This window comes from Clostridium aciditolerans (assembly GCF_016316925.1).
Lineage (GTDB): Bacteria > Bacillota > Clostridia > Clostridiales > Clostridiaceae > Clostridium_AM > Clostridium_AM aciditolerans.
In genome coordinates, this window is record NZ_JAEEGB010000017.1 from 1 (window position 1) to 22,039 (window position 22,039).

A 22,039-nucleotide genomic window follows, 5' to 3' on the forward strand; every position below is an offset into this window, starting at 1 on the left:
TATATTTTTAAATACTATAGCAGCTGCATTTAGAGCCTGTTCTGGTGTTCCACCCATCATTTCTACTACACCAGCTGAAGCCATAGCTGCTGCTGAACCACATTCAGCTTGACATCCACCTTCTGCCCCTGCCATAGTAGCATTCTTAGCTATTATTATACCTACACCAGTAGCTGTAAATAATCCTTTTACCATTTCATCTTCTGTTGAATTTAACTTTTCTCCAGCACTTATTATTACTGCTGGCATTATGCCACAAGAGCCTGCTGTAGGAGCCGCCACTATTTTACCCATAGCAGCATTTACTTCTGATGAAGAAAGAGCTCTCGCCATAGCCATAACCATAAAGCTACCTGTTAACGTTTTCCCATTTTTCGCATATTCATTTAATCTGTAAGCATCTCCACCTATTAAACCGCTTACTGATGATATTTTATTGTTTAAGCCACGTTCCGCAGCAGCTTGCATTACTTGTAAGTTTTTTCTCATCTTTTCAAAAACTTGTTCAGTAGTAAGTCCTGTTGCTTTTGCTTCTTCTTCTAAAGTATATTCCCATATACTTATATTTCTTTCTTTACATACTTCTAAAAGTTCATATCCGTGATTAACCATTTTTTATGCCTCCTCTCTTACAGGGTTTATTGCTCTAGCTTTGTGTATATTAGGTATTTCGCCTATTGCATTTATTATTTCTTCTGAAATAATATCATCTACCTCAAATACCATTGCTGCTGCTGATCCCTTACCACTTGTTCTATACACTCTCATAAATGCAATGTTTATTCCATACTCATATAGTATTGCACATACTTTTGCAACCATTCCTGGTACATCAATATGATTTATTAGTATAGTTGGATATGCTCCAGTAAACTCTATTTTATCTCCATCTACTTCTGTAACAACTATATTTCCTCCGCCTATTGAAGCACCAGTTACTTCTACAATTTTTCCATCAGGCTTAGTTATTACTGTTTTAACTGTATTAGGATGTACATCTCCAAGATCAGTTGGAATGAATTCCACTTCTATATCCTTTTCTCTAGCTAATTCCATAGAATTCTTTAAATTTTCATCCCATGGGTTCATTCCTAATATTCCTGCAACTAATGCCTTATCTGTACCATGTCCCTTATAAGTTGTAGCAAAAGAACCATGAAGGAAAAATTTCACTTTTCTAATTCCATCACCTGCTATAGTTCTTGCAATTTTGCCTAATCTTGCCGCTCCTGCTGTGTGTGAACTTGATGGTCCTATCATTATAGGGCCGAGAATATCAAATGCGCTGTATTCTCTCATATTGGTGCACCAACCTTCCTTTTTTCTATATTAATACAATTCACTACATATTGTATTGTAAGACTCTTAATATCGATTTTATTATACAATAAATTTAAATAAATTGTCACTTTTTTTTTGAAAGTTTTTTGTTTAAAATTATAATTATTGCTTTTAATAATTTCTTGTAATCTTGCATATTTTTTTATATTGAATAAAATCATGCTTAATTCTTTATTTTTACATTATTTAGAGCTTCAAAGGCCGAAAGTTAACTTATACCCCGGGCTATGTTTTCAAGCTTCAGTCCGTTAAAAACTTTTAGTCAGTCTAAAGCTTATGTTTTAGACGACCTAAGAACCTTCGATAAACTCGCTATGCTCAAACACATCTAAGGTTCTAAGGTTGTCTTAAAACACTTCACTAAGACTGACACAAAGTTTTTAAATCTACCTTCAGCTTCGAAAACATATCCCTTTGTATAAATTAACTTTCTAGTTGTTTTCCCTATATAATGTTTAAAATAAAATTAAGGTACCACCCCAAGGTAGTACCTTACTGTTTTCTTAGTATTTATAGAAGCAGCTTCCCCCTATAAATTCTCTTAATATTGAGTTATCTGGTACTAAGCTTACATCGACATCTTTAAAAAAGTGTAGAAAGCTTTTAAGCCTTAAGGCTTCGTAATACACTGGACTTTGCTCATTTATCTTTTCTAATTCTTTTAACGCATGCTTTTTCAGTACACAGAGTTCATATACTAAGGTAGAGTTAAACATAACATCTGCATTTTCTTGAAATACAAATATATTTTTCTCTTCCCCTCTTTTTATAGAAGGCCACATTTTTAACGTATCTTCACTGCCATACCCTCTTGAAAGATAGTCTCTAACCGCTCTTCTTATTATTCTAACATCTGTGGTAGCTATTCTATTATGATCATCTACATTTAATTGTGTAAGAGCACTAATATATATTTTAAACTTGTTTTCTATTGGTATGGCCGATGTTAACATCTCATTTAATCCATGAATTCCTTCAACTATAAGTATTCCGTTTTCAGGGAGCTTAATTTTTTGTCCTAACCATTCCCTACTTCCAGTTTTAAAATTAAAAGTTGGAATCTCTACATCCTCACCTTTTAGTATAGACTCCAAATTTTGGTTAAATAGTTCTAGGTCCAATGCATATATAGATTCAAAATCATAATTTCCATTCTCATCCTTAGGTGTGTGTTCTCTATTTACAAAATAATCATCTAGCGATATTGGTATTGGAATTAACCCATTTACCCTTAGCTGAATTCCAAGTCTCCTCGCAAAAGTTGTTTTTCCAGAGGAAGATGGTCCAGCTATAAGAATTATCTTTGTATCTTTTCTCTCACTTATCATGTCAGCTATATAGGCTATCTTTTTCTCATGTAATGCCTCTGCTACTCTGATTATATCTACAATTTCGCCACTTTCTACCTTATCATTTAAGGATCCAACATCACCTACACCAAGTATATTTCCCCATTGTTCTGTTTCATAAAATATTTTTCTAAGCTTTTTATGTTCTATAAAGTTAGGTAACTTAGATGGATCTGATTCTAAAGGGTACCTAAGTACAAATCCAGGTTCTCTATAGCAAAGATCAAAAATTTTTAATATACCTGTTGAATACGCCATAGACCCGTAAAAGTAATCATACCTGCCATCCAATTCGTACAATTTAACAATATCACTACTTACATGCTTTAATAATCGAACTTTATCATCCATGTTATAATCTGAGAAAATTTTTATTGCATCTTCTCTTTTCATACATACTTTTTTAATAGGGATATCTTTATTTATTAATTCCGTCATTCTAGCCTTGATTTTTAATATATCATCTTCGCTTAAGGATGTATCCTTATGGATTTCTCCAAATAAGCCTTTCCCCAAAGAGTGCTCTATGGTTATTTTAGTACTTGGAAATAAATCTAAAACAGATTTTATAAGTACAAATTGGAGAGTTCTTACATAAGTCCTACTTCCTAAGTTATTTGTTATATCAACGACTTCCAGGTTTCCCTCTTCCTGTAATCTATGTGTAAGTTCATAATAAACTCCATTTACATTAGCGAGTACTACTGGAATATTTCCTTCCAGATTATTATCCTTAACTATCTTATACAGAGTTGTGCCTTTTTCTATATCTAGTTCTTTATTTCCTATTCTAAGTTTTAGTTTATTCACTCTAAACACTCCCCAAATTTTTTGTGTACTATTATTATACGTCAAATTTACTAAAAATGTTCAAATTTTACTTATATTTTTTTTTATTAATGTAAAAATATATTGAGAGGATATATAATATTAATTTTTTATGAGGTGACTTATGTTTATTGTACTGATTAGAACCGTTATTTTATATTTATTAGTAATCTTATCAATGCGCTTAATGGGTAAAAAACAAATAGGCCAATTAGAGCCTTTTGAACTTGCAATAGCTATAATGATTTCTGAGCTTGCCTCACTTCCTATGCAGGATATTCGAATACCTATAATGCATGGCGTTATTCCCATAGTAACCTTATTAGTTCTTCAAACAATATTAGCATTAATTCAGCTAAAAAGCGAAAAAATGAGGGCTATTCTAAGTGGAAAGCCAAGTGTTTTAGTTAAATCAGGTAAGATAGATATCCTTGAACTAAAAAAAGAAAAATTTAATATAAACGATTTAATGGAGGAACTGAGACTTCAAGGTTATTATAATTTAGAGGATATTGAATACGCTATATTAGAAACTAGCGGACAGCTTTCTGTCATACCTAAAACAGAACTTTCCAATGTTACTAAGTCTGACTTAAAACTTTCAGTTACTCAAGACTCTCTTCCTATAACTTTAATCTTAAACGGGAGAATAAATAAGGAGAATTTAAAAATAATAAATAAGGATGAAAACTGGATTAAGGAACAATTAAAGAAAAATAAAATTTCATCCATAAAAGATGTATTCCTAGCACTTATGGATTCTAAAGGTAAGTTTTATTATCAATGCTATGAAAACAATGATGAAAAATAGATGGAGTGTGGTGGAATGAAGAATATTATAATTTCTTTTGCTATTTTTATTGTCGTAATGTTAGGCGCACTATTTTCAATAAGATATTTAAATAGTGTTTGTATAAAATTAGAGGGTTTAAGCATGCAGATAGAGAATAATGTACAAAGTGATGAGTGGAATAAGGCATATGATAATTCATTAAAGTTCTTAAATGAATGGGATAAATATTCGAAAAAAGTTTCTGTATTTACACATCATGCAGAAATAGATAATATTAATATTGAACTTTGGAAGCTTACTCAATATACGAAGGAAAAAAATAAAGATGAATCTTTAGCCTCTGCTCATGTAATAAAGTTCCTTCTAAAGCATATAGTTGAAATGGAGAAAGTTAATCACCAAAATATATTTTAAAAAACTCTAAAAATATTTTATAATTAAACTATAGAAAATATAAACTTAATCAATTATAATATAGTTGTAATTATTTTTGTCCCAGCGGGCTCAAAAAAGTCCCTATGCAGATTTAAATGATTGTCTTGTTATAATCAGTATTACTGTTTATAATTTAAAATATTTTAATGTGGAAGGTGGAATACACAATGGCATTAGTTACTACTAAGGAAATGTTTAAAAAAGCTTATGAAGGCAAATACGCTATAGGAGCTTTTAATATCAACAATATGGAAATAATTCAAGGTGTTATCAGAGGAGCAAAGGCTAAAAATTCAGCTGTTATTCTTCAATGTTCAACAGGAGCATTAAAGTATGCTGGTGCAAAATACTTAAAAGCTATGGTTGATGCTGCTATAGAGGAAACAGGAGTTGACGTAGCTCTTCACTTAGACCACGGTCCAAGTTTTGAAGCAGTTAAAGAAGCTATCGATGCTGGCTTTACTTCAGTTATGTTCGATGGTTCACACTTTGACTACGAAGAAAACGTAGCGAAAACAAAAGAAGTTGTTGAATATGCACACGCTCGTGGAGTAGTTGTTGAAGCTGAACTTGGAGTTTTAGCTGGAGTTGAAGATGACGTTGTTGCTGCTGAGCACATATACACTGATCCAGATCAAGCTGTAGATTTCGTTAACAGAACTGGTATTGATTCATTAGCTATAGCTATAGGAACTTCACACGGAGCATTTAAGTTCCCATTAGATTTCAAACCACAATTAAGATTTGATATATTAGAAGAAATTCAAAATAAATTACCTGGATTCCCAATAGTTCTTCATGGAGCTTCTGCTGTTGACCCAGAAGCGATTGAAACTTGTAACAAGTACGGCGGAAACATAGCTGGTGCTAAAGGTATTCCAGTAGATATGTTAAGAAAAGCTTCATCAATGGCTGTATGTAAAATAAACATGGATACTGACTTAAGATTAGCTATGACTGCTGCTGTAAGAAAAACTTTTGGAGACAATCCAAAGGAATTCGACCCAAGAAAATACTGTGGAGCAGGAAGAGATGCTGTTCAAAAGGTTGTTGAAGGTAAAATAGATAACGTTCTTGGTTCAGCTAACTCTATGCAATAGAAAAAATGTGGCTTTTATGCCACATTTTTTTACTTTTCAATATAATTTTTAACATGTTTTATAACAATGTTAATGCTTCCATCTCCAACTCTTTGTATTTCAAACTTACTATTATCATGATATGCTTCTTCATTTATATAAACATCAATATCCTTATCTATTTTAAGCCTTACTCTCTTAAGCTTTTTTTCTACCCATTGTTTATCTATATCTATCTGGTCGCCTACCCCTTTTGAAGATATGTATTCCTTAAAGCTCTGCTGTATTTCAGCATTATCTCCAAACATATCCTCTGACAGTGACTGTATATCTATACTATCTTCTTCTTTTAGTTTTCTTTTTATAGAACTTCTGATCATTTCTGCAGTATCCGCATTTTCCTCAAAGCTGGTTCTGGTCCATTCTTCAGCGGCCTTAACAAAGGTTTTAGTAATATCTCTTTCGTTGTCTATAACTGTACATCCAAGATATTTTCCTATAAAATAATTTGATCCATATTCACCATCGTCTTTGCTCTTGTTTTGCTTATCTATAACCATTAAATTGAATCCTTGGTCTTCTCTTATAGGTTTTATAAATGCACATTTTTGTATCTTTTGAGCGCTTACAGGAAGCCCCGTAAACTCTGGTACGATATTTATACCTATTTTATTGTCTACGAAGTCTATAGAATGAGTATAGTTTTTTATGTAATCCATCTTTAATATTGCTAGCATAGGCCCATATTCTGTAGATATAGATACTATAACTAAATCGCAGCAAGGTATATTGCTATCAGCTTTCATTAGGATAAACATCTGCCTCGCTAGTTCCTTTGATACTTCAACAATGCTATTTGCTCCATTTAAGTACTCTTGCGATAGCTCTTTTGCTATATTTCTTTCTTTATTGAAGATTGCATATTTTAACTCTTCATCTTTTAAACATCGTTCTATGTGTTTTAGTAAAAAACCATATATTTCTTCATTAAGTTGCAGAGTATATTCATTTAAAACAGGCTCATCAGCATTATTATCTAATATATGAACTATAGCTTCATTTATATATATTTCTTTTATGTATTCCAAGTTCTACTCTCTCCTTCATCTATAGTAAACCTTAGATATAATTATAACCTGTATTCTATTTATCAAACAACCTTATTTGTATGAAGGCTATTCTAAATTATTGCCTTTCTGCAAAAGAAAAAAGCACAAGTGGTATTGGATACAACTTGTGCCTTTTGCACAATTAATTATATCGTTTCCACTATTTTACCATATTCTAATTTTATAATTCTGTTACAGTATCTTGTGATATCAAGATTATGTGTAACCATTATAATTGTTTTTCCATCTTCATTTAACTCTCTAAGTAGCTCTAAGATCTGTTCAGCTGTATCCTTGTCTAATGCCCCGGTGGGTTCGTCTGCTAATATTATATCTGGATCATTAATTATTGCTCTAGCTATAGCAACTCTTTGACATTGCCCTCCTGATAGTTCTTTTGGAGTTTTATTAACTTTATCACTTAAACCAAGTCTTTCTAAAACATTTTTAATTTTAGCCTTCCTATCTCTTGTCTTAATATTTGCATAATTTAAAGGTATTTCTATATTTTCATAAACCGTATATTCTTTTATTAATGCAAAATTTTGCACTATAAATCCAAAATATTTGTTTCTTTTTTTAGCCAAATTACATTTATTAAATTCTTCTACACTCTCGCCATTTATTAAATATTGTCCACTAGACGGGAAGTCTAAAGTTCCTAATATATTTAGTAATGTCGTTTTCCCAGAACCAGAGGGACCAATAATAGCTATAAATTCACCTTTTTTAATTTCTAAATCTATATTGTTTAAGCCTTCAACTTTTCCCTCTTCTTTTCCATAGACTTTACATACTTTATCTAAATTTAATATAACCATATTTTATTCTCCTTTAATCAATTCAGAAATTTTTAAATTGCTTATTTTTAAAATCGGAATAAATGCTATTAAACAACTTAGTATTATCATTATAAAAAAGCTCATAATTACCAAAAATTTACTTTGAGAATGTTGAAACTTAAATATGAAAGGTATACTTATAATATAAGAAACCATTAGCATAATAAATATTTCCAGATAAATTATTATAGAAATATCTTTTAATGTTGCCCCATTTAATACATGAATAATAAATTCTTGTTTTCTGTTTATAATAGAATTTAGTAAAGATATTACAATTGTAATACTTACAAAAATTATTACAATAATAGAAGTACCTAATGCTATTTTATTTTGTTCTTTAAAAATTTCTTTTTCAGCACTTACATCATCATTTAAATTTCTAAGACCTACTTTAATATCCGCATTTTTCTCAAACACATTTTTTATATTTTCTGTTGACTCCTCTATTTGTTGTTTAGTAGCCTCCTTGTTAAAAAGCATATAGTTTCCAACAAATTTTTGAAAATACATTGACTTCTCACTTTTATTTACTGAATCTGTTGTAATGATATAATTATTTAGGTTTAGATACTTTGATTCTGCGCTCATCAAATTTCCTGGAATAACTTGATTTTCTTTTATTATTCCAACTATCTTTGCTCTAGCTAATACATTTTGGTCTCTATGATAAGTTATCTCGTCTCCTATATTAAAATATTTCTTATAGTTATAGCCAACCAAAATAGGTATTGCTTTATCATTTCCGTAACTTACTTGAAATTCTTCTTGTTGAAATCCTCTTCCTTCATATAATTTGATAGGAAACTTTTCAATAGAATTTTTATCTAAAATGTAATTTTTAGCACAAAATAATTCCTTTTGATTTTCATTCATATCATAATTTGTTTCTCTAAAAGGTTCCAAGTCACCTTTGAATTTTTCTATGTACAACCCCCATTTACTAATCCCACAGAAGCTATATTCCGGAGAGCATTGTAAATAACTAAAGCATTTTTCTAAACTTTCAGTTGGCTTATCTAGAAATTTATTTGGAGAACTTACTAATTCTAATTTATAAACTTTATATTCTCCAAATATCTTTTTAAATTGATCATAATCTTTTGATACCTTGTTTGTAAAATCTAAGTTTTGATATATGCAAATAAACGCAAATACCAATTGCATAATAATTAATACTGTGAAAATGAAATTTTTAGAAATTCCTTTATATGCATATTTAAGTTTCATGTTAATTTCCTTTCAGTATATTATTAGGTGTAATTTTATTTATCTTAATCATTGAAATTGTTATAAAAAATAAAGATATAATAATTTGAAACAATATACCTGTTCCAATATTTTTAAAAGTAATTAAATAATTCTCACACCCTAGAATTTTAAAATATATTAGTATCTTTTGGATTCCAATAGCTGCTAGTATAGAAATTAAAGAAATACTTATATACCTTCCCAACATATCAAATAACAAATCTCTATCATTAGCTCCAAATGCTTTTCTTATCCCAATTTCTAATCGTATGTTATCTAACCAAAAGCATATAGATCTCACTAGAGAAAAAAATACACATCCAATTATTAATAAGGAATTATATATTAAAAAATCAGAACTTCTTAAAGCGGATTCTAATGGATTGAATTGGCCTTCCTTGTATTTAAGCAGAATACGAACGTCCTTGTGCTCCTCATTTATTCCACATAACATATCTTGCAACTTTTTTTCTTCAGTACTTAAACTATCTAAGGTCCAGTTAGTATCACTAATAATATCCTTATTGTTTAGTTCACAATTTAAATTATATAATACTAAAATATCATATCGAGTTTGTACATTTTTTTTACCTATTACTCCTATTACTTCATATTCATCTGTACCACTTAAAATATACCTTTTCCCACTTTTTACATGAGTTTTATCTAAAACTCCTTTTCCTATAACTACTATCTTTTTATCTGATTCAAAGTCACTTTTATTAAAAAACCTACCTTGCAATAAATTGTATCCATTTTTATACTCTCCATTAAAATATATACCCTCTCCCATGGTACCTGGTTCAAACCGCATTCCATATAAATGAGTTATTATTATGTCTTTATTCTTTTTTAAACTATTTATAGTATTTACTCTTTCCAAATTCTCAATGTTTTCTCCTATAGAAAAGTTAACACTATTTTTTGATTTAAAATTATTTAGTTCTAATATGCTTTTTCTTTCTTTCTCTACATAACTTGTTATTAGAGACACAAAAATAGACATTGTTACAATACATATTATTATGAATTGAGTATGTCTAAGCTTTGAAATTATACTTCTTAATTTATTCATAAACTACCTCATAAAGTTAAATTAGCCCTTTCTAAAAGCTTACAAACTTTAACCGATAAGCTTTTTATTCTCTATTAAATGATTTTCACCAAAAGTCTATCCTTATTTGTAAGCATATAAAATGTATAGTGCAAACGAGCCTTTTGCACCTCTAAATTTTTATTTTCAAACTTTTTACTCAAATATTTCGCTAAATATATGAAAAAAAGATAAAGGATTACTTTATCTTTTTTTCATTTTAAATTTTCATGAATTGTCGCTACCTTAATGTAATCCGTGGGTTTCTCTTACAACAGCCTGTGATCCTACACACATAGTCTCACTTTGAGCCCAATTTGTCCCCGTTCCAATTAAAGTTCTACCACCAACATCTACTTGGGTGAATAAATCCCTACCATTGAATCCTACATAGGAAAGACCACAAGTTCCATATTGACTTTCTCGTCTATTTATCCCAACTCGGTGTGATCCAGGAATACTATCAGAATTACATAATGTCTCATTTGTGCCAGTTTGACCTGGTCCCATATCCAATCGACTTGCAAATGTTGTTGTTGTTGCTCCCATAATTATAAGAGCGGATAAAGCTAATGTTTTAAATTTTAATTTCATTTCTATTTGCTCCTTTGCATAATGTAGTTAGCCGCTTGCCCCATATCTTATTAGTATTCAAGGCTTTACAAGCTATATCAAAAAGGATTTTCCCCACTCGACGTCGAATATATATTATGAGGTAGCCTTTATGAACAATTTAAAAAATCAAATTCATTTTTACGACATATATGAAGAAACTATACTCCATTATTCCGAAAGAACTTAAATCCTTTTGTGAAGTTTAATTGGATTAACAGAGAAAATGGACGTTCTCCGAGAGTTGAGTAGCTATGTCCTAAATCCAAAAAATTAATTTCTTTTATACTTTATATCAACTATTTCTATATTCCAATGTCTTATAGTTAGGCTGCTTTACAGTTTTTATTATAAACGCCAAAAATGTAAATTCAATACAAAATGCACAAGAGGGAAAAGTTCGAGCATAAAAAGAATATTTTCGTGTATAAATTCCTTTCATGCTCATTTTTTTCCCTCTTGCGTCATTTATATTTACATTTCTACTTTTATGTGATATTTTTCGTACTAGAAAGCTACAAAGTAAGGTGGATTAAACATGTTAAAAAGCCTATCATACAAACTAACCTCTTATATAGAAAATAATAGCGATATTAAAAGTAATGATGATTTAGAAAAAATAAACTATTCTCTTCAGGCTATCTTAAATGAAACCTTTAAGATAATAGTATTAACAATACTATTCTTATTACTTGGAAAAATAAATTACTTCTTCTTTTCAATGATAATTTTATTTTCTATAAGAATTTTCTCGGGTGGCTATCATGCGGATACTACAATAAAGTGTTTGTTATGGACAACTTTATTTTTCTTAATTACTTCACTGATAGCTCCTATGCTACCTAAGCTAAATATTTTAATTTATAATACTATATCTTTATTAAGTATTATAGTAGTCTACTTTAGAACTCCTTACCCAAATAGCAACCGACCAATTAAAAATAAGAAAAGAAGATGGCATTTAAAACTAATCTCCACCTTCTTTATAACATTTTGGGTAACTATTTTATTATTTACTACAAGCGATACAAGATATCTAAATTGCGGTTTTCTAACAATTTTGTTACAAATACTTCAATTAATCCCCATAAAGAAAGGAGTATCGATATGAAACTTAAAAAGCCTTCAAAATCATTTTTTAACAAAATAGGATTATGCTTAATTGTATTTTCAGCCATGATAGTTAATACAACTGCCTGCTATGGATTAATAGGTGAACCAGAACCACCTAAAAGCCTCTTAGAGTAATATCCTAAAACAGATATAAGAGTCATCAAAAGATAGTTGAATTGCGCCATCGCTAGATTCAACTATCTTTTTTACATTATACAATCCGTAACCCCTGTTTTTCCCACTCTTAGTTGAAAACCCTCTATTGAATATATGCTTGATATTTTTTGGATTTATTGAGCTCCCACTGTTTTTCAATTCTATTATATTTTTGTTTCCATCTTTAAATATATTTAATACAACAGTTTTTTCTGAGCTATTTTCTACCGCTTCAAATGCGTTATTTAGGAGATTAGTCACTATATCAGATAATTCGTAATCCTTTATTCTCCATTTTAATAAGTCATTATTTACAAAATACGAAAAAATTATATGTTTTTTTTCAGCCTCACATAACTTGCTGTAAATTATTGCTCTTAGTATTAAATTATCAACATATATTATATCTTCAATATTTTTAGTAAAATAACTTAAAGATTTTATATATGTTGTCAAACTCTCCTTCAATTCTTCTTCTTTAGCTACTTGTACAATTCCATTAATAGTATTTAAGTGATTTTTAAAATCATGCTGTTTTCTCCTAGTTTCTTCTATGATATTTTCAATAATAGGGCTATATTTATTATGTATCTCTATTAGTTTTTTCTCTTCATTTATTTTTAGAATATTATAACAAAGAATTAAATTTAATGTGAAAATTATTATAAGCATGCTAGTAAACATAATTATATTATTTAAAATTAAATTTTTATTATACTCCCAAACTATTTTATAAACTAATATATATCCAATAAAATTTATTATGATATAAAATACTATTTTAAAATTTATTTCAACGATGTTGTATATCTTTTTATTTGGAGCAAAATAATATATTGATACAGAAATTAAAAGTATAATTGACTGTATACTGATATCAAAAATACATGAGCCTACATATTTAGCTGAAATCAAAAAGCCAAGTACATATATTAAAATTAATTGTAAAATTATTATTAATATCAATGTTATGCAAAATCCTAATAATGATTTTAGAAATTTTTCTTTATAAAAAAATGAGATTAGACCTACCGTGGTAATATAGCTTAAAATTATAGTGCAATTACTATGAATAGGATACGTTGTAGACATTACAACTGAAGAAATAAGCGCTATAGCTATATTTTTAAGTAACATATCCTCTGTTTTTAAACTAAACTTACACCACAAAATCATAAAGGCATTCAATTCAATAAATGTATTGATAAAATCCGTAACTATTTCCATATATCTTCCCTCATTAAAACTTAATCGTAATTCAAAGAATATATTAACTTTAAATATGTTGTTCAAACTTTTCCATTACAACATCCTTAAACTTATAACTTAAAAAAGCTTTTTCTTCACGATATCTAAAATTAAGCTCCCATACCTTGCTTGAAATATTCTCAATTTTATTAATATAATTCGTATTCACTACAAAAGATTTATGACTTTGAACTATGTTGTTACAATTAATCATTTCTAAGGCTTTATTTAATGAAAGGTTTTTCACTTCATAACTGGCATTTTTAGTATGCACAGTCATTATTCTAAAATTTACCTCAATAAAAATAATTTCATCCACATTTAACTTAATGTTAATACCATTTTTCAAATCAAAAATTACATGCTTGTCTTTTTTTTCTTGTTCCCTATGTATGTGACTTCCTTCAATAAGCTCTTTAGTCATTTTTATTACTTCGTCTTTGTCATAAGGCTTTATTATATAATCATAACAATGAATTTCTTTAAAGGCATGAAGCATATATTGAATATGAGTAGTTACAAAAATTATCCAATTAAACTTATACTTCTCGATTTTTCTAATTTCAAAAGCTAACTCTAAACCGGAAGAGTTTTTTAATGAAATATCAATATAAAAGAAATTTATATAAGTTTCCTGTAAAGTTTTTATAGCCTGCTCTTTAGATTCTGCTTCGTATACATTTAAATTTTCACCTATTCCCTGTATCATCTTTACAATATTTTCTCTCTGCTTGCTATCATCCTCAACTATTAATATATTAACCAAAAGAAATCCTCCCTATTATACCACAATATATGTATATTACCTTAATATTCCTTAAAATTCAACAAAGGTTCTACAAGAAAGAAAAGATTACACTTACTTTATATTGTTTTTTTGTAAAATTATAGCTGAATCATAAGGAAGCAAACTAGAAAATCGACTTACACAAAGGGATATGTTTCCAAAGCTGAAGGTAGATTTAAAAACTTTGTGTCAGTCTTAGTGAAGAGTTTTAAGACAACCTTAGTACCTTCGAGTTGTCTGAGCGTAGCGAGTTTCTCGAAGGTTCTTAGGTCGTCTAAAACACAAGCTTTAGACTGACTAAAAGCTTTTAACGGACTGAAGTTTGGAAACTTAGCCCGGGGTGTAAGTCAATTTTCTAGTTTGAACCCTATAATAATTTCCACTGAGAAATTTATACATATACCAAATGACTTATGATATAATTCAAATTAATGATATATTACAAACAAAAGAGGTGTTACCTTGAAAGAATTTGAAACAAGAATAATTAACATCAATGTAGATCAAATAAGAGCTAAGCTTATGCAAATAAATGCGATTAAAGTGAAACAAGAAAATCAGATTAACAACATATATGATTTTGAAGATAAAAAATTATTAAACAATAAGGGATATGCTAGAATAAGAATAGTAGAGGATTTAATTAATAGTCAAAATCACTATTATATGACTACAAAAAAATTGCTGAGTCAAGATAAATATAAAGTTATGGAAGAAAATGAAACAGAAATACTAGATTCTAAAGCTGGAGAAAACATATTTAAATCATTAGGCTTAAGTCTTGTACAATCTGTAAAAAAGTATAGAGAAAGCTATAAATACAAAAATACATTAATTGAAATTGATATAAACGAAAAATCCTTTTGCCCTTTTCCTTACATAGAATTTGAAACTAGTGACGATACTGAACTTGAAGAGATAGTTAACTTACTAGGATATACTATGAATGATACTACCTCTAAAACCATATTTGAGATATTAAAAGAAGTCAATTATTCAACTAATTGTGAGCCTGGACTTTAGCTAATGCTTCTTTATTAGAAATGGAGAATTTATATGTTTGGTTACGTTACCCCCTGTAAAATGGAGCTGAAAATTAAAGACTATGAAAAATTTAAGTCTTACTATTGCGGTTTGTGCAAATCTATTAAAACAAATATAGGAAACATTCCTAGAGCAGCTCTTAATTACGATATGACTTTCCTTGCTATACTACTAGATTCGCTAGACAACAGCAAATCAACTTATACAAAACAAAGATGTGCTATACATCCACTTAAGAAAAAAATTATTCTCAAAGATAATGATTATTTAAGCTATGCTGCATTTTGCAATGTAATTTTAAGCTATTATAAGCTTTTAGATAATGTAAATGATGATAACTCTGTTAAAAGTAGACTTTTTTCTTTATTCTTTAAAAGATATTTAAAAAAGATTCCTGTTAACTTAAAACGACACCTTATATATATAGAAAATACTTTAAATACACTATATAGCATAGAAAAAAATCCTAAAGGTAAATCAATTGATAGCATCTCACATCCCTTTGCTGAGCTTACTGGTTTTATTATATCTTCCTATAAAAATGGTGAAAATAAAGATTCCTTATATTGGCTTGGCTACAACCTTGGAAAATGGATATATATAATTGATGCTTGGGATGATTTAGAAAAAGATATGTTAAACAATAAATTTAATGTCATAAATTCTTGTTTCAATGAAGATAACCTTTCTTTTGAAGAGTTTTCAAAGAAAGTAGAAAACAGAATAGACTTTATACTAGGTACTTGCGCTTCACAATGTGCATACTTTTTAAGTAAGTTGCCTTTGAAAAAAAATAAAGAGCTATTATATAATATTCTACAATATGGCCTTTTGGAAAAAATGGATAAAGTATTTAAAAGGAGTGTTTGCGATAATGAGAAATCCGTATGAAGTACTTGAAGTAAGTAAAAATGCTTCAAAAGATGAGATAAAAAGAGCCTATAGAGAATTGGCTAAAAAATATCATCCAGATCAATATGGTAACAACCCATTAAGAGAATTGGCTGAAGATAAAATGAAAGAACTTAATGAAGCTTATGATTATCTAATGAAAAATTCTTCTAATGATTCCTATTCTACTTCTAGCTATGGAAATAATACATATAATAATCAAAATAGCTCTGATATGTATCGCTCTATTGAGATGGCTATACAAAATGGCAATCTCAGATATGCAGAAGAAAATCTAAGTAGAATTACAACTAGAGATGCCGAGTGGAATTATCTTATGGGGCTGCTTAATCTAAAAAAAGGCTGGTATAATGAAGCTTACAATAATTTAAGTGTAGCGTGTAACATAGATCCACACAATGGAAAATATAGAGATGCCTTCAATAGGCTAAATAATATGAATCAATCTTATAGGGAGCCCTACTATAACAATAGAAGAAGAGATCCTGATTTGTGTAATATTTGTGCTACTTTGTATTGCTTGGATTGCTGTTGTGAATGTGGTGGCGGAGACTTCATTGGCTGTTGCTAAAAATGGAGGTGTTAATATTGGATAGAGGAACTAACAAAACTTCAAACTTATCTAAAGGCGGCCTATTTACTGCACTGGGTGTTATTTTTGTATACCTAAGCAGTATAGTACCTGTAAATAAGCTTTATTTACTAGGTATAGCATCAAGCATTATTCCTTTATCCGTTGTTACCACTAATATAAAAAATACGCTAATAGTTTACTTTGCTACATCTGTAATTTGTTTGTTTGTTTCTGGCTCAAAAATTACAGTTATATCCTATATAATATTTTTCGGATTATATGGAATAATAAAATATTATATTGAAAGAATAAGAAAAATATACATTGAGTTTATATTGAAATTAGCTTTCTTTAATGTTGTTGTACTTATAATATTTTATGCTTATAAAGCTTTTTTCCCAGGCATCATTAGTGTAAATATGCCTTTATATATACTCATAGCCGGTTCTGAAATAGTATTTTTGATATATGATTATGCGTTATCTCTATTTATAAGCTATACAAATAGATATCTTCATAAAAAAATCTAATTAATAAGGTTATATCTATTTTAAAACAAAAACTCTTCTTTAACTAAGAGTGTTGAACTAAAATGCTATTATGGTATAATAATTGGTGTAGATTTTATATTGTTCGGTTACAATATTGCCCATTCGCCAAGCGGTAAGGCACCTGACTCTGACTCAGGTATTCGGAGGTTCGAATCCTTCATGGGCAGCCATTGAATTCAAAGACTCTATAGCTTTTATAGAGTCTTTTATTATCTTACCTTTAATATAACCCTTGACAAAGAATTATTGATATTATAAAATTTACAATAAAGTTAATAATACGCTTTGAAAAGGAATAGTAATATTTTATCCTCTTAAGAGAGCTGTTGGCAGGTGAAAAACAGTGTTGATAATCTATGAACTCGCCTTGGAGCTTATCTGCAGAAAAGCAGATACGGATAAAACCGTTATTTTATTGAGTGAAACTAAAGAATGCCTTTAGTTTAATAAGAGTGGTACCGCGGAATACAGCCTTTTCGTCTCTTTATAGAGAGATGAAAAGGCTTTTTTTATTAGCTAAGACTATTGTAATATTATTGCAGAATACCTGCAATTGATTATTTAATGTAGTTTTTGCAATAATAACAACTATATAATAAAACAAAGTAAAGGAGCGATAATATGAGCTTTTACAATACTAAGATTGATGAAAAGTGGCAAAAAAAATGGGAAGATTCTAATCTTTACAAATTTGATGAGAATAATTTAGATAACAAGCTATATGTGCTTGAAATGTTCCCTTATCCATCAGGAAGTAAGCTTCATGCAGGCCATTGGTTTAACTATGGACCAGTTGACTCTTGGGCAAGAATGAAAAGAATGCAGGGGTATAATGTATTCCAACCAATGGGATTCGATGCTTTTGGTCTTCCTGCAGAAAACTTTGCTATTAAGACAGGAATTCACCCTAAGGATTCAACAGAAAAAAATATTGAAACTATGGAACAACAGCTTAAGGCCATGGGTACAATGTTTAACTGGGAAAATGAGGTAGTTACTTGTAGCCCAGAGTATTACAAATGGACTCAATGGATATTTGTAAAGTTATTTGAAAATGGCTTAGCCTATAGAAAAAATGCACCTGTTAACTGGTGCCCTAGCTGTAATACAGTTCTTGCAAATGAACAGGTTCTAGATGGTGCTTGTGAAAGATGCAGCACTGAAGTTACTAAAAAAGATCTAACTCAATGGTTCTTTAAGATTACAGACTATGCAGAACAACTACTTGAAAAATTAGATGATTTAGATTGGCCAGAAAAAACAAAAGCTATGCAAAAACATTGGATTGGCAAATCTATTGGTTCTGAAGTAACTTTTAAAGTTGCAGACTCTGATTTAGAATTCAATGTATTTACTACAAGAGTTGATACCCTATTTGGAGTTACTTATGTAGTTATAGCACCTGAAAATGAAATTGTAGACAAAATTACTACAGATGAGTTTAAAACCTTAGTAGATGAATATAAAGAAGAAGCTAAAAAGCAATCTGATATAGAAAGACAGTCAATAACTAGAGAAAAGACTGGTGTATTTACTGGAGCATATGCTATAAATCCTATAAACGGAAGAAAAGTGCCTATCTGGGTAGGTGATTACGTATTAAACACTTATGGTACTGGTTGTGTTATGGCCGTTCCTGCTCATGATGAAAGAGACTTTGCATTTGCAACAAAATACAATCTTCCAATAGAAAGAGTAATTGAGGGCGGAGATTCTCTTCCTTATGTTGAGTATGGAAAGATGATGAACAGTGATGAGTTTGACGGACTTTCTGGCGACGAAGCTAAGGCTGCTGTTGTCAAAAAGCTTGAAACTATGACACTTGGAAAAGGAAAAGTAAACTATAGATTAAGAGATTGGTTAGTTTCAAGACAGAGATACTGGGGAGCTCCTATTCCAATAATTCATTGCGATAAGTGTGGAACCGTTCCTGTTCCTGAAAAGGATCTTCCTGTAATGCTTCCATACGATGTGGAATTTTCACCAGATGGAAAATCTCCATTATCAAAATCTGAAGATTTTATAAACACAACTTGCCCTGTATGTGGTGCACCTGCTAAGAGGGATATGGATACTTTAGATACCTTTGTATGTTCATCATGGTATTACTTAAGATATCCTGATAACAAAAATAGTGATAAAGCTTTTGATAGTGAGACAATAAATAAGATGCTTCCAGTAGATATGTATGTCGGCGGACCGGAACATGCATGCATGCATCTTTTGTATGCAAGATTCTTTACTAAAGCTTTAAGAGATATGGGTTATTTGAACTTTGATGAGCCATTCTTATCATTGAGACATCAAGGATTAATTCTTGGTCCTGATGGTCTAAAGATGAGTAAATCTAAAGGAAATACTATATCTCCTGACGATTATATAAAGGAATTTGGATCTGATGTATTTAGAATGTATCTAATGTTTGGATTTGACTACACTGAAGGTGGAGCATGGAGTGATGATGGTGTTAAATCCATTGGAAGATTTGTAGACAGAATAGAGAGAATCTTAGATTCTTGCAGAGAAGAAATAAATAATCCTAAAAATAATAAAGCTACTTTAGATAAAGCAGAGAAAGAGCTTAATTATATGAGGCATCATGCAATTAAGGCTGTAAGTGAGGACACTGCTAAGTTCCAATTTAACACTTCTATAGCAAGATTAATGGAATTTACAAATGCTCTTTCAAAATATGCTGGAGAAGATATTAAAAATTCTTCTTTCTTAAAAGAGACTATACTTGACTTTATAAAACTTATAGCACCATTTGCGCCTCACTTTGCAGAGGAACAATGGGAACTTTCTGGAATGTCTTACTCAGTATTTAATGAAAAGTGGCCTACATTTGACTCTAAGGCTTTAATAAAAGATGAGGTTGAAATAGCAATTCAGGTTAATGGAAAAATAAAGGCTAAAGTAAATATAGCTACAGGATTAACTGAAGATCAAATAAAAGAAGCTGCACTTGATAACGACGATGTAAAAGCTTCTATAGAAGGAAAAGAAGTTAAAAAAGTTATAGTTGTTAAAGGTAGGCTTGTAAATATTGTTGTAAAATAAAATTTGGGGCCCTATGGCCCCTTATCTATACATCTCTAATATCTTTTCTGTGGATTTTAAAAGACTAGCAAGTTCATTTACCTCACCCTCTTCAATGAGCTTATTCAGCTGTATTTGAAGTCTTGTAGATTCCGCAAGTTTTCCCATCGAGGATAAAGTCAATATATTATTCATTATGTCTGATACTAAGCTGGATTTCACTTCAAATAATTTTTGAGCATCCTTAATTTCATCCTTAATCTCAAGCATCTGCTGATCTAATTGAAAGGCTGCATCCGCTGCGGATTTTAATTTCAACTTTATATTATCAGGTATTTCATGCTTATATTTATAATTTAGCGAATGCTCTATAGTAGCCCAAAAGTTCATTGCTAAGGTTCTTATTTGGAATTCCGCTAATATCTCCTTTTCACCATCTGCCATATTTACTGGATACTTGATAACCATATGATAACTTCTATATCCGCTGCCCTTAACATTAGTGACATAGTCCTTCTCATAGAGAATCTTCATATCTTTTCTTCCTCTAACTATCTCAACAACTTTCTCAACATCATCAACAAACTGGCACATGATCCTTAATCCTGCAATATCCTCCATTTCATAACCAATTCTATCTAGAGGTATATTAAACTTATTAGCCTTTTCTAATATACTAGATATTTCCTTCACCCTGCCTGTAACAAACTCAATAGGTGAATATTCATTTTTTCTTCTATATTCTTTTCTTATGCTTCTAAATTTTATTTTCAATTCTTCAACTGCTTGTTCATACGGTATCAGAAATGTTTTCCATTCTCCTATTGCCATAACCATTCACCCCTACATATTAGTATATGCTGTCATTTATATTATACTACACTTTTATTATAGTATATTATTTATAAATAAATAATATAATTTTATTATAATTTTTGATATAATAGGATTATTCAAGAAACTATTAATATTGAAGGTGATGTTTTAATGTCAAAGGATATATTTTCTGGTTTAGAAAATTTAGGATTCGAAGATATTGATAATGTAAATTTGTATAAAAAAGAAGATGATAAGATGAAGCAGGACGAAGAAAAAATAGGACAAAGTGAGGAATACAAGCAAAGATCACTACTGTATGATATGCAAGTTACTTGCCCAGTATGTGAGGTTAATTTTAAAGTTCGTGCTGTTAAAACTTCAGCATCCAGAATTTTGAAAAAAGATTCCGACAGCTTTATTAGATATGGTGTTATAAATCCCTATTTCTATGATGTATGGGTGTGCAATAGCTGTGGGTATTCTGCTATGAAAAATGATTTTCATAAAATTAGAAGTTTCCAAATAAATTCAGTAAAAGAAAAAATCACTTCTAGATGGCGGGGAAAGAACTACCCTGACGTATATGATATAGATATAGCTATAGAAAGATATAAACTTGCTCTTTTAAACTATGTTGTAACGGAAGCAAAGTCAAGCAAAAAGGCTATGAACTGCTTAAAGCTTGCATGGATGTATCGTCTCAAGGAAGATGCTGATAATGAGATGACGTTTTTAAAACAAGCCCTAGATGGGTTTAGTGATGCTTATTACAATGAAGATTTTCCTATATATGAAATGAACAAGTTCACCATTATGTATTTAATTGGTGAACTTAATAGAAGAGCTCAAAAACCTGAGGAAGCTTTAGTTTGGTTTAGTAAAATTATAACTGCGCCTGGTGCTCCTCAAAGGCTTAAAGATAAAACTCGAGACCAGAAAGACTTAATAGAAGAAAGCCTAAAAAAAGAATCTGCGAGTAACGAAGATTTGACAGAAGGAATTTCTTTCGACGATGAGAATAAGAAAGATAAAAAGGGATTTTTCTCTAAATTTTTCAAATAAAG

At 29.9% G+C, this 22,039-nt stretch carries 22 protein-coding genes, 1 tRNA gene and 1 other annotated feature; of the genes, 12 read left to right on the forward strand and 11 right to left on the reverse strand.

Annotation, left to right across the window (positions count from 1 at the left end; genetic code table 11):
* The 3 genes from sdaAA to I6U51_RS14905 form a co-directional block, all read right to left on the reverse strand.
* Window positions 1-612 (reverse strand): L-serine ammonia-lyase, iron-sulfur-dependent, subunit alpha (gene sdaAA, locus I6U51_RS14895; RefSeq protein ID WP_211143388.1); only part of this gene is annotated, 612 nt, incomplete at its 3' end.
* A 3-nt stretch (window positions 613-615) separates the two neighbouring features.
* Complete coding sequence (gene sdaAB, locus I6U51_RS14900; protein ID WP_211143389.1) at window positions 616-1,299, reverse strand: L-serine ammonia-lyase, iron-sulfur-dependent subunit beta; 684 nt, start codon at window positions 1,297-1,299, stop codon at window positions 616-618.
* A gap of 545 nt (window positions 1,300-1,844) precedes the next feature.
* Entirely contained in the window at window positions 1,845-3,500 is a 1,656-nt protein-coding gene (locus I6U51_RS14905) for a nucleoside kinase (protein WP_211143390.1), read from the reverse strand.
* 142 nt (window positions 3,501-3,642) lie between these two features.
* Here I6U51_RS14905 and I6U51_RS14910 point away from each other — a divergent pair, with 142 nt between their 5' ends.
* The 3 genes from I6U51_RS14910 to fba all read left to right on the forward strand — a co-directional run bounded on the left by I6U51_RS14910 (window position 3,643) and on the right by fba (window position 5,846).
* Complete coding sequence (locus I6U51_RS14910; RefSeq protein WP_211143391.1) at window positions 3,643-4,329, forward strand: DUF421 domain-containing protein; 687 nt, start codon at window positions 3,643-3,645, stop codon at window positions 4,327-4,329.
* A 15-nt stretch (window positions 4,330-4,344) separates the two neighbouring features.
* Window positions 4,345-4,725, forward strand: a complete 381-nt coding sequence (locus I6U51_RS14915; RefSeq protein ID WP_211143392.1) for a DUF4363 family protein — start codon at window positions 4,345-4,347, stop codon at window positions 4,723-4,725.
* Window positions 4,726-4,913: 188 nt separating this feature from the next.
* On the forward strand, window positions 4,914-5,846 hold the full coding sequence (gene fba, locus I6U51_RS14920) for a class II fructose-1,6-bisphosphate aldolase (protein ID WP_211143393.1): 933 nt from the start codon (window positions 4,914-4,916) through the stop codon (window positions 5,844-5,846).
* A gap of 29 nt (window positions 5,847-5,875) precedes the next feature.
* On the opposite strand, the gene I6U51_RS14925 is transcribed toward fba, so the two are convergent.
* The 5 genes from I6U51_RS14925 to I6U51_RS14945 form a co-directional block, all read right to left on the reverse strand.
* Entirely contained in the window at window positions 5,876-6,913 is a 1,038-nt protein-coding gene (locus I6U51_RS14925; protein WP_211143394.1) for a nucleoid-associated protein, read from the reverse strand.
* 167 nt (window positions 6,914-7,080) lie between these two features.
* On the reverse strand, window positions 7,081-7,755 hold the full coding sequence (locus tag I6U51_RS14930; RefSeq protein WP_211143395.1) for an ABC transporter ATP-binding protein: 675 nt from the start codon (window positions 7,753-7,755) through the stop codon (window positions 7,081-7,083).
* Between the two features lie 3 nt (window positions 7,756-7,758).
* Complete coding sequence (locus I6U51_RS14935; RefSeq protein WP_211143396.1) at window positions 7,759-8,943, reverse strand: ABC transporter permease family protein; 1,185 nt, start codon at window positions 8,941-8,943, stop codon at window positions 7,759-7,761.
* A gap of 64 nt (window positions 8,944-9,007) precedes the next feature.
* Window positions 9,008-10,102, reverse strand: coding sequence for an ABC transporter permease (locus tag I6U51_RS14940; RefSeq protein ID WP_211143397.1), 1,095 nt, complete (start codon window positions 10,100-10,102; stop codon window positions 9,008-9,010).
* Between the two features lie 264 nt (window positions 10,103-10,366).
* On the reverse strand, window positions 10,367-10,714 hold the full coding sequence (locus I6U51_RS14945) for a hypothetical protein (protein WP_211143398.1): 348 nt from the start codon (window positions 10,712-10,714) through the stop codon (window positions 10,367-10,369).
* A gap of 556 nt (window positions 10,715-11,270) precedes the next feature.
* Here I6U51_RS14945 and I6U51_RS14950 point away from each other — a divergent pair.
* Together I6U51_RS14950 and I6U51_RS14955 are read left to right on the forward strand one after the other, a co-directional pair.
* Entirely contained in the window at window positions 11,271-11,843 is a 573-nt protein-coding gene (locus tag I6U51_RS14950) for an accessory gene regulator ArgB-like protein (RefSeq protein ID WP_211143399.1), read from the forward strand.
* A complete protein-coding gene (locus I6U51_RS14955) occupies window positions 11,840-11,980 on the forward strand; it encodes a cyclic lactone autoinducer peptide (RefSeq protein ID WP_211143400.1) in 141 nt (46 codons plus the stop codon). The genes I6U51_RS14950 and I6U51_RS14955 overlap by 4 nt, the downstream gene beginning before the upstream one ends.
* Here the strand turns inward: I6U51_RS14955 and I6U51_RS14960 are convergent.
* On the reverse strand, window positions 11,972-13,228 hold the full coding sequence (locus I6U51_RS14960) for a sensor histidine kinase (protein ID WP_211143401.1): 1,257 nt from the start codon (window positions 13,226-13,228) through the stop codon (window positions 11,972-11,974). The two genes, I6U51_RS14955 and I6U51_RS14960, sit on opposite strands and share 9 nt — an antisense overlap.
* Before the next feature lie 49 nt (window positions 13,229-13,277).
* On the reverse strand, window positions 13,278-14,015 hold the full coding sequence (locus tag I6U51_RS14965; protein ID WP_211143402.1) for a LytR/AlgR family response regulator transcription factor: 738 nt from the start codon (window positions 14,013-14,015) through the stop codon (window positions 13,278-13,280).
* Between the two features lie 483 nt (window positions 14,016-14,498).
* On the opposite strand from I6U51_RS14965, the gene I6U51_RS14970 reads away from it, so the two are divergent.
* The 6 genes from I6U51_RS14970 to leuS all read left to right on the forward strand — a co-directional run bounded on the left by I6U51_RS14970 (window position 14,499) and on the right by leuS (window position 20,177).
* Window positions 14,499-15,059, forward strand: coding sequence for a class IV adenylate cyclase (locus I6U51_RS14970; protein WP_211143403.1), 561 nt, complete (start codon window positions 14,499-14,501; stop codon window positions 15,057-15,059).
* 33 nt (window positions 15,060-15,092) lie between these two features.
* A complete protein-coding gene (locus I6U51_RS14975; protein WP_211143404.1) occupies window positions 15,093-15,971 on the forward strand; it encodes a DUF5685 family protein in 879 nt (292 codons plus the stop codon).
* The gene (locus I6U51_RS14980; RefSeq protein WP_211143405.1) at window positions 15,955-16,563 is read left to right on the forward strand and encodes a J domain-containing protein; all 609 of its coding nucleotides are present in this window, start codon (window positions 15,955-15,957) and stop codon (window positions 16,561-16,563) included. Before I6U51_RS14975 ends, I6U51_RS14980 begins: the two co-directional genes overlap by 17 nt.
* A 17-nt stretch (window positions 16,564-16,580) precedes the next feature.
* The gene (locus I6U51_RS14985; protein ID WP_246517375.1) at window positions 16,581-17,096 is read left to right on the forward strand and encodes a hypothetical protein; all 516 of its coding nucleotides are present in this window, start codon (window positions 16,581-16,583) and stop codon (window positions 17,094-17,096) included.
* 116 nt (window positions 17,097-17,212) lie between these two features.
* Window positions 17,213-17,287 (forward strand) — tRNA-Gln (locus I6U51_RS14990).
* 106 nt (window positions 17,288-17,393) lie between these two features.
* Window positions 17,394-17,604 (forward strand) — a binding site (T-box leader).
* A 134-nt stretch (window positions 17,605-17,738) separates the two neighbouring features.
* The gene (gene leuS / locus I6U51_RS14995) at window positions 17,739-20,177 is read left to right on the forward strand and encodes a leucine--tRNA ligase (protein WP_211143407.1); all 2,439 of its coding nucleotides are present in this window, start codon (window positions 17,739-17,741) and stop codon (window positions 20,175-20,177) included.
* Window positions 20,178-20,198: 21 nt separating this feature from the next.
* On the opposite strand, the gene yjbM is transcribed toward leuS, so the two are convergent.
* Window positions 20,199-20,987, reverse strand: a complete 789-nt coding sequence (gene yjbM, locus I6U51_RS15000; RefSeq protein WP_211143408.1) for a GTP diphosphokinase — start codon at window positions 20,985-20,987, stop codon at window positions 20,199-20,201.
* Between the two features lie 243 nt (window positions 20,988-21,230).
* Here yjbM and I6U51_RS15005 point away from each other — a divergent pair, with 243 nt between their 5' ends.
* Window positions 21,231-22,037 (forward strand): DUF2225 domain-containing protein, encoded by an 807-nt coding sequence (locus tag I6U51_RS15005; protein ID WP_246517381.1) that lies wholly within the window; start codon window positions 21,231-21,233, stop codon window positions 22,035-22,037.
* Window positions 22,038-22,039: the final 2 nt, after the last annotated feature.

What these genes read in the sequence shown, in the direction of transcription:
- I6U51_RS14950 (WP_211143399.1), top strand. Translation starts at nt 11,271, where the DNA reads ATGTTAAAAAGCCTATCATACAAACTAACCTCTTATATAGAAAATAAT.
- sdaAB (WP_211143389.1), bottom strand. Translation starts at nt 1,299, where the DNA reads ATGAGAGAATACAGCGCATTTGATATTCTCGGCCCTATAATGATAGGA.
- I6U51_RS15005 (WP_246517381.1), top strand. Translation starts at nt 21,231, where the DNA reads ATGAAGCAGGACGAAGAAAAAATAGGACAAAGTGAGGAATACAAGCAA.
- fba (WP_211143393.1), top strand. Translation starts at nt 4,914, where the DNA reads ATGGCATTAGTTACTACTAAGGAAATGTTTAAAAAAGCTTATGAAGGC.
- I6U51_RS14915 (WP_211143392.1), top strand. Translation starts at nt 4,345, where the DNA reads ATGAAGAATATTATAATTTCTTTTGCTATTTTTATTGTCGTAATGTTA.
- I6U51_RS14945 (WP_211143398.1), bottom strand. Translation starts at nt 10,714, where the DNA reads ATGAAATTAAAATTTAAAACATTAGCTTTATCCGCTCTTATAATTATG.
- I6U51_RS14935 (WP_211143396.1), bottom strand. Translation starts at nt 8,943, where the DNA reads ATGCAATTGGTATTTGCGTTTATTTGCATATATCAAAACTTAGATTTT.
- I6U51_RS14940 (WP_211143397.1), bottom strand. Translation starts at nt 10,102, where the DNA reads ATGAATAAATTAAGAAGTATAATTTCAAAGCTTAGACATACTCAATTC.
- I6U51_RS14955 (WP_211143400.1), top strand. Translation starts at nt 11,840, where the DNA reads ATGAAACTTAAAAAGCCTTCAAAATCATTTTTTAACAAAATAGGATTA.
- yjbM (WP_211143408.1), bottom strand. Translation starts at nt 20,987, where the DNA reads ATGGCAATAGGAGAATGGAAAACATTTCTGATACCGTATGAACAAGCA.
- leuS (WP_211143407.1), top strand. Translation starts at nt 17,739, where the DNA reads ATGAGCTTTTACAATACTAAGATTGATGAAAAGTGGCAAAAAAAATGG.
- I6U51_RS14960 (WP_211143401.1), bottom strand. Translation starts at nt 13,228, where the DNA reads ATGGAAATAGTTACGGATTTTATCAATACATTTATTGAATTGAATGCC.
- I6U51_RS14975 (WP_211143404.1), top strand. Translation starts at nt 15,093, where the DNA reads ATGTTTGGTTACGTTACCCCCTGTAAAATGGAGCTGAAAATTAAAGAC.
- I6U51_RS14910 (WP_211143391.1), top strand. Translation starts at nt 3,643, where the DNA reads ATGTTTATTGTACTGATTAGAACCGTTATTTTATATTTATTAGTAATC.
- I6U51_RS14930 (WP_211143395.1), bottom strand. Translation starts at nt 7,755, where the DNA reads ATGGTTATATTAAATTTAGATAAAGTATGTAAAGTCTATGGAAAAGAA.
- I6U51_RS14980 (WP_211143405.1), top strand. Translation starts at nt 15,955, where the DNA reads ATGAGAAATCCGTATGAAGTACTTGAAGTAAGTAAAAATGCTTCAAAA.